A 14,726-nucleotide genomic window follows, 5' to 3' on the forward strand; every position below is an offset into this window, starting at 1 on the left:
GACATGCCTCGACGCATGAATTGGGCATACTAAGGCATCGTTGAGTTTACGGGGGCTAGTCAGGAATGCATTCTGAAAAAATTAGAGTGGCAGTCTATGGAACCTTAAAACAAAACCAATCTAACCATTGGTTACTCGCCGATCAGGAGCGTTGTGGTGAGTTCCAGTGTGATCTGATCACTTTGTACGATCTCGGCCCTTTTCCCGCCGCAAAATTGAGTGATAGTGATGGAGTCCGTGTAGAGGTTTATGAGGTAGACGACGAAACCTTTACTCGACTGGATGAGCTAGAGGGATTCAACGCAGAATCCCCGGATTCTGGCCTCTACAATCGGATCCAGATACAAACCCCTTTCGGACTAGCCTGGCTCTATATCTATAATCACGATGTATCCGGCTATCCTGAAATACGTTCAGGAGAGTGGTTCCAGTGCCGCAGCTGATCTGCACAACGGATGAAATTGGTTATCGAGAAGGCAGAGACATCCTGTTTCTGTCCTTTCGCGATATTCCTGAGCCAAGCTCTTTGGATGACGAGCCTTGGGAACGCATACCGGAAAGAAAAACTATTCTCCGCTGGCTTGATGACCAAGGGATATCTTGGGAGCCGTGCCTGCATTGTTCTCCGGGAACATTGGCGACCCCATACCGCGGAGCAATCTATCTGCACGTCGCGCCAGATGAGCGCAGCGAACGATACCAGAAACTTCTGGCGTTTCTAGAGGACAATACCGGGCGGTGTCGTTTTGCGGGCGTGGATTTCTGGCTGGTGCCGCTGGAAAAATCGCTTAAGTGGTACGAACAGCGTCAAGCCCAGCTAGATTAGTCCGGCCGGTTCCAGAATTTCCAGTTCGCCATCAATACGGCGCATTAGCCATCGTTTCAGCTGCGGGCTGCTATCTATGTACGTTGTTACAACGAAATGCCCGGCCTTTTCTGAATCTTCCACCAGTTGTTGCTGTCGGCCGATAGGGCGATTAAACAGCGCTTCGGCCAGTGGCCGCTTCACGCGGATGACGAGTTTAATGGTGTCCTCAACGCCCAAAGCAACGGCCTGTGCAAGGTCCGGTTCGAAGGAACTGTCGTTGTGTGTAAATTTTGCCTTTGCTTCGGTCATCCGGTGTAGGGGCAGCATGGTGATACTGTCTTCCGGCATTTGCGCGTTGGGATCTTCGGCCAATAGGTAAAGAATCTCTTCCTGTAACAGCAAGCGCACTGGCAGCAGATCCCGGTATGCTTTGCTGCCGTCCAGGGTTTGCAGTGTTATGTCGAGTGCATCGCCATTATCGAGGGCTTCTTCGATAGTGGCTTGAACGTCTGGATTAATAGGCGGCGATTCAGGGCGCATGGGGTCCGGAAGGTACTGGATAAGTTGCATCCATTTTTGCGTGCTGTTGTCTGTCTCTGCAGTCTGGCTGGCCTGGTTCCAGATGGAATCCAGGCGCCGCAGCACGCTGCTGGGCAACCGGTTATACGCCTGCTGTTTGAGCATGGCCAAGGCCAGAGCGGCGTCTTTGTTGTTGAACAGTGTTTCCGGCAATAACCCTTTTAGCGATGTGAGGTGCCAGTAGTTGGTGCGGCCGTTGTCGCCTTGCTGGCTCTGCCTCTCAATCACATGGCCGAAGATGGCCCTCAGGCTCTCCAGGTCTCTCTCTATGGTGCGTTTTGACGTTACGAACTTGCGTTCTTCCAGTTCTTTGAAGATCTCGGCTGTGGACTTCGCCAGCCCGGGCCGGGGCAGTAATTTCAGAATTTCGATTTGTCGTCTTAGCTGATCGCTCATTCTTATCAGCCTTTCGATGTTTCGGAGTTGTTGCTGAGATCGATCAGGGCGAGGGCAACGTGTTTAATTCGATCCTTTTCAACGAGCTTGTTCTGCCAATCTTGCGGGATGGCTGGCTTGCCATAATGACAGCCGGCAAGTTGCCCGGTAATGGCCGCTACCGTATCGCAGTCATCGCCGAGGTTGGCGGCCTGGAGTATGGCCTCTTCAAGGGTATCGGTTGTGCTGAAACACCAGAGTGCAGCTTCCAGTGTATCCACCACGTAGCCTTTGGCTTTGATCAGAGCATCGGGTTTGTTCAGGTAATCGCCGTTCGCCAGGGCTCGTATCTTGGCGCTTGTCCATTCAGTGTTCTCGGCGGCTTTTAGGCCGGTGGCTTTGTCCTGGCCGTTCAGCAGGCTGCACAGGATCAGTGCCAGGCACTCGCCCGCTTCCAGGCACTCGGGGGCACCGTGGGTTGTGCGAGTACTTTCCCTGGCCCAGTAGCAGGCTTTTTGTTCATCCGGGTACGCCGCCAATACTGCAGGCAGTAACCGCATCAGCCCACCGTTCCCGGCGGCCAAAGCGTGGGTGGAACCGCAAAAAGGTTCATCGGTGTATTTGAACTGTTTAAGGGCCTGGGCGAGGGTGTTGCCGGGTGCTAACCGGTATTTTCCTGGCCAGCCTTCGCCTCTTTCATAGAAGGCTTCATACCGCATCATCTGGTCTTTGGCGTTGAACCCACCATTAGCCACCAGGCTTTCCCCAAGACAAAGTGCCAGGCCGGTGTCGTCAGACCACTGCCCGGTTGGCAGTGGCCCGTTTCGGTTGTCCATGCCGGTGATCTGATAACTGCCTCTGGGGCTGAATTCCACGTGGTTGGCCAGGGCATCGCCACAGGCTAAGGCAAGCAGTCCGCCGGTGGCGCGTTCGTTCAGGTTCATGGTGCTTCCAGTTGTGATGCGGTTTGTTCCGAATGGGTATCAGTTTACGGGCGATGGCCGAGTTCAGCCAGTATTCGGACTGGCTGCGTCAAAATATGTCGCGTTCGTTCCGTAAACTTTTCTACTTAAAGCTGGAGGATTGTGAATGAAGTGGACCGATCTGATTGAACAACACGTGGAAGCCCGTGGTGTAGATAATCCAGCCCCGGATGCGAAAAAGCTACTTCAGTTATATCTTTGCCGGCTATTGACGGCGCCTGATGGTCATTTGTCATTTGGTCAGAAAGATGCGGTGCTTACTGGAACGCTCCTGGGTTTGTCGGAGGTGCGGGGCTCCGAAATAGTGGAGGGGCCGTCTACTAGCGCAATAGAAAAACAGTTGAACTTTCAGCTTGGTTGTCTGGGGGAGGAGGAGAGCACTGAGGTATGTGCGAAACCAGCCCCTTATCCTACAAAAGAAGATTTCAGAGCTTCATTACGCCACCGCCAGGCTGAGCTAGAGCACCAACTTGTGGCGGTTTCCGAGGCTCCTGACTTGGGTTTCAATACCCTGCTGGAAACATTGGAGACACGCCTGAACCTGACACCTGCCGAACTCAAGGTTTTGACGTTTATGATTCTGCGCACCCAGTTTCACTGGGTACGGAACATCGTCACCGATGTGAACACGGTGGATATTTTCCATGGGTTCCGTGTGTTGGGGTTTTGCTTGAAAGAGCCCACCTCTGCTATCTCCGAGGCCCTGGGGGAAGGTAGCACTCTGGCCATGGCCGGCTTTCTGGCTAACAAAAAGATGAATTCCCAAACGGATATTGATGACTTGGTAACACCGGGTCCATTGCTCCGTAAATTGGTGGAAGCTGTTGCCAATCAGAATGGTTCCTCCGAGAGCTATTCTGAGATGATGTTTGAGGAGATTTGCCCGCTGGCACCAAGCTCTGCCTTTTCATTGTCTTCCTTCTCGGGAGTAGGTGACCTGCAGTTGGTCATCAACTACCTGCGCCACTCTATGGACAGGGGAGCCAAGGGTGCGAATGTGCTCCTGTATGGCCCACCGGGAACGGGAAAAACCGAGCTTGCGAGAGCGCTGGCTAAACACATTGGAAGCCCGCTTTACGAGGTGCCCACCATTGGCGAATACCAAACCTCTTTGACGGGTTCAGAGCGCCTGGACTCGGTGTACCTGGCACAATCCTTTCTTCAGGATCGATCAAACGTGATGTTGCTGTTTGACGAAATGGAAGATGCTTTCCGCGATCACCGTCAATTAGCCAAGGGCTGGTTCAACAAGTTGTTGGAGCAGAATCGGGTACCGACCATCTGGATTAGCAACCGTGTTGATCACATTGATGCTGCCTTCCTGCGTCGCTTTGCGCTCGTTCTTCCGGTTCAAGACAACGCTGCCGCTCGCGCGCGTAATGTTGCGGATACGCTCCAACCGCTCCCTGTCAGCAGCGAGTGGGCGGCTGCCTTGGCCAAAAAACCGTGGATGACCCCGGCCTTGGCCAACAATCTGCGTGAAGTAGGCGCGCTGCTGCCGGCCCACCAGCCACAGCGTAATCAGCATCGCTTGCAGTCTGTGTTAGAGGAGCGGCTGACGCTTGCGCGGGGCGAGCCTGTGCGAGTGACTATTGCCGAAGAGTGCCCGGCGTCATCAGGTTTGGCCTTTTCCCAGAAATGGCTCAACACTACTCCGAGCCTTCGTAATGTCGAGCGATTGCTTCGCCGTGGTCAGCCGGCCCGCTTGTGCCTCTATGGGCCTCCAGGTTCAGGCAAAACCGCCTATGCGGCCGAGCTGGCAAAACGCCTTGGCCGTCCATTTACCCTGGTAAGTGGTAGCGATTTGCAATCCTGTTTTGTGGGTGAGACAGAGAAGAAAATTGCCGGCATGTTCCTCGAGGCCGAGCACACCGGTTCGGTTTTATTGCTGGATGAAGCTGACACCTTCTTGTTCACCCGCGAAACTGCTCAGCGTTCTTGGGAAGTCAGTATGACCAATGAGTTTATGGTGCGAATGGAGCGTTTCAAGGGCATTTTTCTTGCTACGACGAACCGTATGGACAGCCTTGATTCAGCGGTTATGCGCCGTTTTCAGCTAAAAGTCCACTTTGGTTATCTGAATGCGGTACAGCTAAAAGGCATCTTGGCCAAAAGCGTAGTGGATCCGGAGCGGGTTGCCCAGTTGCCGGAGTCGTCGCTGGCAGACTTCTCGTCAGTGACACCAGGATTGATTCAAACCGCGCTGAATCAGCTTGACCTATTGGGGGTGCGCCCCAAACTGGATCGTTTGCTCAAGACGTTGGCAGAGGAGCAGGCATTGCAGATGGGAGGCTCAGGAAAGCGGATGATCGGGTTTCATGCCTGATCATCCTCACGATTTGAGAGATATCTTCTCTCCCCAACTCACCGGGCACTCTCCATCTTCTGCAAGTGCCCAGAGAACCGGATAGCCAGGCGCGTGCTCGGGTGCCCGGGCAAACCCGTCAGTAAATACGATCAAGGCTTGGGGCGGTGTTGTCTCACAGGCCTCAAAGACCGGCATGAAGTCCGTACCTCCACCCCCTTCGATTTCTAACTCGCTGAGACGATGCAGGTCCTGTTCGGACAGCATTTGATCACTATGTATTTTGGTGTCGAACACCATAAGGCGCAGGCTTACGCTGTTGAACCCGCCCAGGATGGCTTTGAGTTCTCCCAGAAACTGCGGGATGTCTCCTATGCAACTTCCTGAGTTGTCCAGCGCCACTGTTATTTCAAGGAAACTGCTTCGACGGCTGGGTAAATAGAGCCCCTGGTAAACGTGTCGGCGTGAAGGTGGCAGCCATTGCCGATCTCCGCCTTGCTGCTTCTGCAGAAAACGGTTGAGCAATTGCTGCCAGGGAACCTTTGGGGCTCGTATGTGATCCACGATGCGCCTGAGGTGCCCAGGCAGGTTTCCTGGTATGCGATCCCGTTGCTGAGCCACGGCGATCAGACGCTGGCGCCAGGCCTCACTAAGGGCTTGTTCTTCCTGGCCATTGGCAGGCGTTTCCGGATTGAAGTCCGGATCGAGGGTAACATCATCGGTAACCTGACTCAGTGCCTGCTCCAGGTCATGGGTATCCAGTACCTTTTGGCCTTTTTGGGCCTGTTCGAGACCATTTAGCAGGCGGGCGTAGGTTTCTTCCGCAGAAAACTCCTGGAAACGGCGGTCCCATAGGGCATCTTGGGGGCAATGGCCCAATTCAGCACTGAGCAGGTGGTTTACCTCATAGTCGCAGGCCTGGTTCCAAAGGGCTGGGTTGCGGCCCAGCTGGCGGCGAAAATGGCCCAGAGCACAGTGCCAGACTTCGTGGGCGAGAATGAAGCGACGGTCTGCCGTTGACCGGCCTGCCATAAACCGGGCGTTGAAGAAAATAGCTTTGCCATCCGTGCCGGCCGTAGGCAGGCGGCTGTCTACCACGGGGGTCAGGTTCAGCTGCATGGCAAGCATGGCGGTGAAGGGTTGCGCTGTCATCATAAGAGCACGGTCCTCTTCGAGGACCTTCCGCATTTTGCGCTTAAGGGCCTGATCTTCTTCGCCTGGAAGATGGGGCGTAATGGCTTGGGTCGACTTCATGCCACTTTCTCCAAGTGTTGATTGAACACTTTGCCGTGTTTGAGGCTCCAAGCCTCAAAGTCCGGATGGCAGAACAGCTCCATGGCACGTTCTTCCTGCAGGTTATCGCCCTTTGCCGCGGTGGCATCCAGCAATGCCAGAGTCGCAAAATCGGAGGTCAGTTCTTTGCTGATCTTGAAGAATTGGCTCAGGCGTTTGGCCTGCTGGTTCTGTGGCCCTTTCCAAAGGTGGTGTGCCAGGCTGCTGCAAAAGGCAAAACGCTGATCAGCCCGTTCCGGTATGACAACAGGGCATTCACCTCGCAGCATGGCAGGTACGTCCGGCAGCTCTTTGCTCCAGCGGCGGAAGGCCAGGAATTCTGTGCTGGCAGGTGCGCCTATCAGGCCCTGAATAATCAAGCTGAGGGTGTCTTCGTTCAGGCCATCGCCTGCATGTTCGAGGCTTTTGGCAACGCGGGTCCAGCTGCGCGGGCTTGGCCAGCCTTGCTCGATGTTGCCATCCATGTTGAAAAAGCATTCCGGGCGAAAACGCACGAAGCCGATAACGTCCGGGTGCAATTGATGGGCGGCGGCCCACTGGCACCAGCTGTCCAGGTCTGCCTCTACATCAAGGTGGCAGAAACGGTTAGCCAAGGCACTTGAGAAGGTTTGCGCCACGGCCCGGTCCTGGGCACGGTTGCCCGCAGCAACCAACAGCCAGCCATCGGGGAGACTGTAGAGATTACCCAAGCGGCGATCCAGAATCAGCTCATACGCAGCGACCTGCAGGGAGCGGTCCGCCGCGGTGATTTCATCGAACAGGATGATGCCACGGCTTGCCGGGTCTCGGGGCCATTCGCCCGAGATGAGCCAGTTCACAGAGTCCCCATCCGGTACCGGAAGGCCGCGCAGGTCGACAGGTTCACGCTGGGACAGGCGAATGTCGATAAAGCCGATGCCGGCCTTCTCGCAAACATCGCGAATAATGCTGCTTTTACCCACACCCGGTGGGCCCCATAACATAATGGGCGGGAGGTGATGTGCCAGTTCCGGCTGGGTGCCTAACAGATCCACCTGATGGCGAAGGATACCGTGAATCTGGGCCGGTGTTGCGTAGCGGGTCATGCGGCTTTGTTCGGTCATATCAGGCATCTCCTTCAAACAGTGAATAGGTGTTTCCGGTTACGATATTGTTGTCTTCGTCGTCTTCCTCTTCTTCGTCTGAAACACAGGGGGTCAGAGCAATCTGCATCAGCTTTTGACGGTACTCATTGATTTTGTTGCTCTGCTTGTAAAACGGGAATGTGCCGATGCGTTGGGTAAACCAGCCGTCGGGTTTTCGGGAAATAGCCATCAGTACGCCCCGGAACACACCTGGGCACATATGAACAATCGGTGGCACGGACTTCACAAGAGTTTTCAGTGGCAGCACGTTACACAGGAAGGTGATAACGGTGCGCTGATCGTCGTGTGAAATCCCTTCCCGGAGAGTCAGCCGGATGATTCGAAGGGTTGGATCCCGTTCTTGGCTGCGATTTCGGTTAAGCAGGTAGTCATCACCTTTACTCAGATATTCGCTGATGCATCGGATGGCCAGGCGATGAACGTCGTCGTAATCCTCACCGTTAAGAGCGAGGCGCAGCAGCGTTTCGAAAGCTTCATCACTGCAGCAGGTGCAGGCAATGATGTCGGCATAGTCCGCAGCGGCAGGTACGGCTCGGTGGCAGTATTGCCAGATTTTCAGATCTGCTTCCCAGCCTTGGGGAGCGAGGTCTGTCGGGAATTTCCAATGCCAGTAGAGGTCTGCTTTGACCATGGCCGCTTCATTGAAAGGTCGTTTGGCTGCCCTGGATTTTCCACGGTTATCACGATGGCGAGCGGCAAGCTCTCGGCGGGTCTGCCAGATTAATTCCGGAGCAACGCCGTGTTCACACAGTTCCTGGATCTTTTGCAGGCTCAGCACAACCTGCTCACGCTCATGGGCGTTGGCCAGAATGCTGAGGATGCCGGAAAGCTGATCTGTGTCACCGTTCCTGAACCGCTCCATACAGGTATTTAGCGAAGATTCATCAAAGTAGAACCTGGCACTGGCCATCAAAGGGGCCGGCAACGCCCCAAAGCACTCTACATCCATGCCCAATGGCAGATTTACATGCTGGAGCTTATTGCAGTGATACAGGGTCAGGCTCTCGCCAGCAGGGAAATTGAGACTCCGCAGGGTTTTGCTGTGGATGCGCGCGTGCTTCCAGTTATCTGCAATGGTCAGTTCCTTTGCCACCGCCTGTTTCTGGTAGACGATGACCCGTTCACCGGTGCCTGAGATCCTTTTTAAGGCAGGGGCGGCATAGACTTCCAGTAACAGGCCATGCCCGGAACCATTGATGGTGCGAAGATGCGGAACCTGCTGAAAGACGGCTTTGCCGGAGGTGCTCACTTGCACGTGGCGCAGGCCACCGACGTTGAGCAGTAGCCAGTCATTGCCAGCACCAAGAGTAAGTTGATCGTGCTCCAGTGGCATATCACCGGTTACCATGACCAAGCCATTCCCGGACGGCTCTGCAGGCTTTTCAGTGGCCGGTGAGCACAGCACTCGACTCCAATGGTGATGATTGGGGGCCGATTCCAGGCGTGTTTGAACCGTGTCCCAAGCAGCGTCAATCTCGCTGACCATGCCACTGATGACGAAGCCCTTTGGGGATTTCTCGGAATTGAAATGAACAATCGCACCGGGATGGCCGGCGGGTAGATTAACTGTCGCCAAATCCGGCAGGTTACTAAGCACCAGATGAGGGCGTTTGAGGGGCTTAAGACGTTTGATATGAATGGTTTCCAGGTTCGGCGCGTCCAGAATATCCAGTGCAAATACGCCCGGCTCATCCACTTCAAGCGCCGTACCCGGAAAGCCGGCAATGCTCGCACCGCCTGCGGTATCTCTGGTGATGTAATCCTCGTAGTCGGCCATTCAGTCCCCCTCTTTTGCTGACGTGTAGTCATTATGGGGGAGGGGTGCGACAGGCTATGACGTTAGAGCCACGAAGATTAATCTTGGCACTCTTGGAAAATGGCTAGGTCACTACCGTGGCGACGAGTGCAACAGCGGGATACGTTAACATTCGAGATTCACTCCAGCTTGCAGGGATTGAAAACTGCATTCGACGCGGCAGGCTCCAAACTCCGACCCAACTGGATTCAGCGGCTAGCCCACCAATTAACAAATCCATGGTGGACTCAAGTTCATCGGTTTTTGTCGGATTAGAAATATACAGATCATCGTCTGTGACACGACCCATGGTGCGATATCTGGGCAGGATAGTTAGTGCGATCTTAAAGCCCTTACCGTCATAGCTAAGTTCTGCAAGATTGGGCCCTTCAATGCCCCTTAGTTGCCTGATGGATGATTGAATAATTCTGTGATTACGATCAGTAAGAGGCCGATTAAAGCAATGCTTGCCATGCTTTGCCTCGATTAAATAGGTCCACTTGTTATCCTTTTGAACCCAATAATCCAGCCAACCGTGATTATCAACGCCCAGCCGATTACGCCGGCGTGTGGGTACCTCCTGCATCGCGCTGTATCCCAAGTTGTAGAACGCAGGAAGAAGGATGGAACTCAGTTGGCGCTCACGATACGCAAACAGGAGGTCACCAATATTATCGAAGGCCAAGGTAGACACTTTCGCAAACTCCCGGAGGATTTCATTCAGGAACTCTCCGGTTTTAATTTTGCCGGTTTCTAGTGGAATTCTTTTGTGGACTTCGCGGACTTTCCCGCAGCCTCGAATGGCGTTCCAAGTCATAGGGTAATCCCGTGATAATTAACTTTTCTCATGCTTTGAGAACGTCTGTAACCCTACAGTCGCTCGCGTCGCACCCACGTACCAAAGGTCCTCCCGGGAGGCGAAGCTGCCTGTGTCCATATCGACCAAGAAAACAAAGGGTGTTTGAAGGCCTTTGTAGGCACTGATGGTGCTGACTACGAAATTCTCCTCGGGAAATGCTTCTTTCAGAGCGCGGATACCACCAGAGTTTTCTGGCCTGTATGGGCTTAAAACGGCGAGCTGATCAGCTTTGATGCCCCGTTCTTTTAGCTGAGACCATGCCTGGATTAATTGTGCGGTTTGGTCGTCGATGTGTTTCCATTGATGCTCTCTTACCGGTTCGTTGGCCGCGGGTAGATGCGGCGCGGGAATGCTTGCGTAGGCAAAACGGTTGCTTAGCCACAGGGCAATTTCGAATGAATTACGGCAGTTGTGCATCAGTTGGAAAGGATAGGGCAGCATCCCGGTGAATACGTCTGAAGGGATTTCAAAGTCTCGCCCATAGAGATTCTGGGACGGATCTGCAAATAAAACGACTTTTGCCTCTGGTGTCATCACTGCATCCAGAGCCATCCACCACAGTGGATGAAAATCCTGTGCTTCATCGACCAGCAGTGCGTCGTAATTCGGCTGGAGCTTTTCTGCGGCGTCGGCGAGCAGTGTAGGCACCGTTTCTTCGTAAAAGGCGGGCTTTTCTTCGGCAGCGTCCGGCGGGCTCCAGGGGAGACCAGCTCTCTCGATCAGATCTCTGGCAAAGTCGTGGAAGCTGGACGCGGTAATGGAGCCATCAAGGCTTTCATCAGCTTCTTCCAGTGTATCATGGATATGGGATGCCAGAGCTGTGTTAAAGCACAGAGCCAGTACCCTTTGACCATCGGTCGCCAGATCTCTGGCTTTTTGTCTCGCCAGCAATGTCTTACCAGTACCAGCCCCACCGGTAATAGTCAGCCGTGGCACAAAACGCAGTAGTTCGAGTGCCCAAACCTGCTGGTTGGTGAGTTGTACCAGCGTAGATTCTATTTGGTCCACTCTGGCCTCAATGGCCGGGGCGAGATGGAATGTTGGATTAAGGACTTTGTCACGAACAAACGTGGCGTCTGCTTTCGCTATCGGAAGCTTGTCCTGCTGGGGCCAACGTTTGAATTGTTCGATCAATGCAGCTTGATCAAGATTCTTTAGTCCCTGGTAATCAATAATGTCTTCTCGCAACAAACCCAGCGGCAGGACGACATCCTGGGCCACCGTATCCGGAAATACCAGATTCCGGCCGATGGGCAACAAAAGCCCGTCCCGGGCGTTTCGTTTAATGCGGGTGATAATGTCGCTGATCGCGCCATCGACCTGTTTAACCGGATCTTTGATCGGGTGGATACCCCGGTTGTTTTGCGAATACCACTGGTTGTTCCGGTAGGAGATGCCACCGCCTTTGACCTCCCAGACCAGTATGCCGTGGTTGGGGTGGAAAAGAATGAAATCCGCTTCGCTACGAAACGTACCTTGCTTCTTTTCCCTTACCAGGGGCAGGCTGAAATAAACTTCCAAGCCCGGAAAATCCAGGTTGTTCAGGTGTTGCAGTACCCGCCGTTCACTGTTGGGCAGGGCATCCTGTTCGATGGATTCAAAGGAAGGAATCAGTTTCGCCAAAACAACGTCCTTATAAGTTTGTATTGGCGAAACAGGTTAGCAGAGCGAGTCTTTGAGGAGCACTGTCTTTAGGTAACAAAGTGTGCGCGATCAAGCGGTTGCCCCGGCTCGTGACGATAGGCAACAAGTTGGCCTCCGTAAGCGGCAGAGTAGTCCAGGCCTGCCACATTGCTACCAAGAATATCCGGGGTGCCCACCATGGCGTAGTGGCCGAAAAAAACCGGTGGCTGGTCTTTTGGTAGTTGCACTTTCGCGGGTGCAGGTTGGATCTCGATAGGGTTAATCGACACACGATCCTCTGGCCACCATTTGATGCGGAACCGGGTGCTGCGGAAGTTGGGATTATCAGCCAGTTTCGACGGAAACTGGTGTGCGCAGCCGGCCACAACTCGATCGATGGCCAGATAGATCTTTGAATAAGTATCGCGATATCCAGCGAGTGCGATCTGGTCAAGTCGTTCAATGCCTGCGGTTTTCAGAGTGGCGATGGCCTCTTCGTCCCAACAAGCATGGACGACACGTAGATCCGGCTGATCAATATACATCGGCTGATTACGGAGCCAATTGAAGGTCTCGATCAACTCCTCGATCTGGTACTTGAACGCCTCGGTCAGCTGGCGACGGCTGTGGTGCTTCTCGGTAGCATCCATGAATGCCAGGATATCGCTGGTATGGTCCGCCGCATCCTGAATCCAGTTTAGCTCGTGGTTGCCAACTACCATGACTGCTGATCCCGCTTCTACCATGGCTTTGACAGTTTTCAGTACCTCTGCGGCTTTTGGGCCCTTGTCGATTAGATCACCCACGAAGACGGCCTGATGGCCGTTTTGCTTCCAGACATTCTTCTCTTTTTTATAGCCGAGTTTTTGAAGCAGGGTAATGAGCTTTTCCTGGTGGCCGTGCACGTCACCGATGATGTCGTATGTGGTGTTCTGTGATTGTGTGCTGGTCATGGCGATCTCCGGTTGTTGGTTCCAGTATGGCCTCTCCATGCGTCAACTTATGACGCATCCACCGTATTGCCTGGTGCGACACGAATTGACGGAGCTCGGCGCTAACCTGTTTGCACTGACACAGGAGAGCGTTATGTCCAGAATTGAGAACTTTGGTGAAAGCACACTTCTAGGTTTGGCCGTTGGCGATGCCTTGGGTACAACGGTTGAATTCCGGCGCCGGGACAGCTTCCCGTTGCATACCGAGGTGACCGGCGGAGGCGCGTTTCATGTGAAGGCCGGTGAATGGACGGATGATACAGCTATGGCACTTTGCCTGGCACGTAGCCTGATAGAAACGAAGAGCTTCGATACTCGGGACCAGCTGACCCGATACACACGCTGGATGAATGAAGGCTACATGGCCTGCCAGGAAAAGTGCATCGATATTGGCCAAACAACCCGCGATGCACTGCGCCGTTTCTCGCGAACCCAAGTTAGGTTCGCCGGAACAGACAACCCGTTTGCCAGCGGAAACGGCGCCATCATGCGGCTTGCGCCCGCAGTTGCCGCTGCAGCAAGTTATGACGATGCATTGGCTTTTGCAGGACATAGCAGCCGTGCCACGCATGCCAGTGCCGATTGTCTCGACGCGGCAGAGCTAATGGCGGCAATCCTCTGGCGCTTAAAGCAAGGGGAGGCGCTTAAATCGGTTCTGGAAAACCTGCCAGATACTAACGAGCGAGGTATGGCCATCGGCCGCATCAAAAACGGTTTCTTCAAGCACTTCAGCCGGAACGACATTTCATCCAGTGGATACGTTATCGACACGCTCGAGGCCGCTTTGTGGAGCTGCTATCACTCCGAGTGTTTTGAAGACGCGCTGATAACCGCAGTTAACCTTGGTGACGATGCCGATACCGTGGGGGCAGTGACTGGGCAGATAGCTGGGGCGGCTTGGGGCAGAGATGCGATACCGGAGCGTTGGTTGAGAAAGGTTGTTTGGAAGGATTTTATGGTGGAAAGCGGGCAAGGGCTTGAGAATCTATACTTAACAGTTGAATAGGACAATTTAGCGAGACAATGATCCGGATTTTCTCAACCCTGTGTGGACCCGATACAGGATCAACGCCATAAAGATACTCAGGACAAATTATTATAGTTCAATAACTTGTCCTGAGTAAGTTTTTACTGGCTGTCATAGCGCAAAGAGTAATAGCACCTGAGCTTTTCGTATTATTAGCATTTACTCAGGTGTTATCATCCAAGGTTTTCGGTTTGACTGGGTTTCGGGTGCGTCCAAGCATATTCCAAAGAAGCTTTATCGCACAATGGCAGTGATTGGCCGTTTGCAGTGATTTTTATAAATTTAGGTAGAAGATATAGTTCATTAGCTTAGGCTTGCCTGAAATTTTTGGTTTTACTGTCCCCAGCCATTGTTAATCCCGCCTCCAAACTGATTCTGCTTGCGATCCTGTTTGCGGCGGGGATCTGAGTTCATCTGATCCCGACGCTGAGCATCTCGGTCATATTGATACTGAATGCTGTCACCGGGGCGACTTAAATCGTATTCCTGAATCAGTGACTTCGCTCGCCAATATACCCGTCAAGCCCACCTCTGCGCCAACAAGAGGCGATAACTGGGTGAGATTCTGACTTTGAGGTCAGGAAGCAAAGAGCGGGAGCAACCGATGGTTCGAGATTGGTTGATAAATAACCAGTATGCAGTGTTTAGGCAATAGCGGGCTGTCCCGGCAGAGGATTCCGGGAGGATTGTTTTTTGCCAGTGGTTGAGTTGGCCTATCCGGCGGAAGCAAGGCCCCGATAAAGATCGCGGTAAACCGCAAAGCCTGGGCAGTGTCGGCCAAATCGCAGGATCCACTGCCGGCCACTGTGCACCAGGCGGCAGGCCATGGTCATGATCTCCTGCATCACGGTTCTCAGGCGGCGACGCCTGGCCGGGTGGCGAACCGGTGCATCCGGGCCGGTCAGTCGCAGACCCATCCAGCGCAACACGTTGTAACCCATCGTCGCGAAGGCCATGACCAGG

Annotated in this window: 12 protein-coding genes and 1 pseudogene; 4 read left to right on the top strand and 9 right to left on the bottom strand. The window is 53.8% G+C overall.

What is annotated here, in order from left to right; translation table 11 throughout:
- The first annotated feature begins 65 nt into the window (after positions 1-65).
- Positions 66-443, top strand: coding sequence for a gamma-glutamylcyclotransferase family protein (locus ACSSVV_RS20075; RefSeq protein WP_454106897.1), 378 nt, complete (start codon positions 66-68; stop codon positions 441-443).
- Positions 431-826 carry a hypothetical protein gene (locus ACSSVV_RS20080; RefSeq protein WP_454106898.1) on the top strand — a complete coding sequence of 132 codons (396 nt, stop codon included), beginning with the start codon at positions 431-433 and terminating at the stop codon, positions 824-826. Before ACSSVV_RS20075 ends, ACSSVV_RS20080 begins: the two co-directional genes overlap by 13 nt.
- Here ACSSVV_RS20080 and ACSSVV_RS20085 read toward each other — a convergent pair.
- The gene (locus ACSSVV_RS20085) at positions 818-1,783 is read right to left on the bottom strand and encodes a helix-turn-helix transcriptional regulator (RefSeq protein WP_454106899.1); all 966 of its coding nucleotides are present in this window, start codon (positions 1,781-1,783) and stop codon (positions 818-820) included. The genes ACSSVV_RS20080 and ACSSVV_RS20085 overlap by 9 nt on opposite strands.
- A gap of 5 nt (positions 1,784-1,788) precedes the next feature.
- On the bottom strand, positions 1,789-2,706 hold the full coding sequence (locus tag ACSSVV_RS20090) for an ADP-ribosylglycohydrolase family protein (RefSeq protein ID WP_454106900.1): 918 nt from the start codon (positions 2,704-2,706) through the stop codon (positions 1,789-1,791).
- Positions 2,707-2,851: 145 nt separating this feature from the next.
- On the opposite strand from ACSSVV_RS20090, the gene ACSSVV_RS20095 reads away from it, so the two are divergent.
- Positions 2,852-5,071, top strand: coding sequence for an AAA family ATPase (locus tag ACSSVV_RS20095; RefSeq protein WP_454106901.1), 2,220 nt, complete (start codon positions 2,852-2,854; stop codon positions 5,069-5,071).
- 6 nt (positions 5,072-5,077) lie between these two features.
- Here ACSSVV_RS20095 and ACSSVV_RS20100 read toward each other — a convergent pair whose 3' ends face one another.
- The 6 genes from ACSSVV_RS20100 to ACSSVV_RS20125 all read right to left on the bottom strand — a co-directional run bounded on the left by ACSSVV_RS20100 (position 5,078) and on the right by ACSSVV_RS20125 (position 12,697).
- Positions 5,078-6,304 (bottom strand): vWA domain-containing protein, encoded by a 1,227-nt coding sequence (locus ACSSVV_RS20100; protein WP_454106902.1) that lies wholly within the window; start codon positions 6,302-6,304, stop codon positions 5,078-5,080.
- Entirely contained in the window at positions 6,301-7,425 is a 1,125-nt protein-coding gene (locus ACSSVV_RS20105; protein WP_454106903.1) for an AAA family ATPase, read from the bottom strand. Before ACSSVV_RS20105 ends, ACSSVV_RS20100 begins: the two co-directional genes overlap by 4 nt.
- A gap of 1 nt (position 7,426) precedes the next feature.
- The gene (locus ACSSVV_RS20110) at positions 7,427-9,244 is read right to left on the bottom strand and encodes a hypothetical protein (protein WP_454106904.1); all 1,818 of its coding nucleotides are present in this window, start codon (positions 9,242-9,244) and stop codon (positions 7,427-7,429) included.
- 103 nt (positions 9,245-9,347) lie between these two features.
- The gene (locus ACSSVV_RS20115; protein ID WP_454106905.1) at positions 9,348-10,079 is read right to left on the bottom strand and encodes a hypothetical protein; all 732 of its coding nucleotides are present in this window, start codon (positions 10,077-10,079) and stop codon (positions 9,348-9,350) included.
- An 18-nt stretch (positions 10,080-10,097) separates the two neighbouring features.
- Positions 10,098-11,744 (bottom strand): AAA family ATPase, encoded by a 1,647-nt coding sequence (locus tag ACSSVV_RS20120; RefSeq protein ID WP_454106906.1) that lies wholly within the window; start codon positions 11,742-11,744, stop codon positions 10,098-10,100.
- A gap of 68 nt (positions 11,745-11,812) precedes the next feature.
- Positions 11,813-12,697: a metallophosphoesterase gene (locus tag ACSSVV_RS20125; RefSeq protein WP_454106907.1), complete on the bottom strand. Its 885-nt coding sequence runs from the start codon at positions 12,695-12,697 to the stop codon at positions 11,813-11,815.
- Positions 12,698-12,830: 133 nt separating this feature from the next.
- Between ACSSVV_RS20125 and ACSSVV_RS20130 the strand changes: the two genes are divergently transcribed.
- A complete protein-coding gene (locus tag ACSSVV_RS20130; protein WP_454106908.1) occupies positions 12,831-13,742 on the top strand; it encodes an ADP-ribosylglycohydrolase family protein in 912 nt (303 codons plus the stop codon).
- 734 nt (positions 13,743-14,476) lie between these two features.
- Here ACSSVV_RS20130 and ACSSVV_RS20135 read toward each other — a convergent pair.
- A pseudogene (locus ACSSVV_RS20135) lies at positions 14,477-14,726 on the bottom strand (IS1380 family transposase); the annotation flags it as partial.

Source organism: Marinobacter sp. MBR-105 (assembly GCF_053628895.1).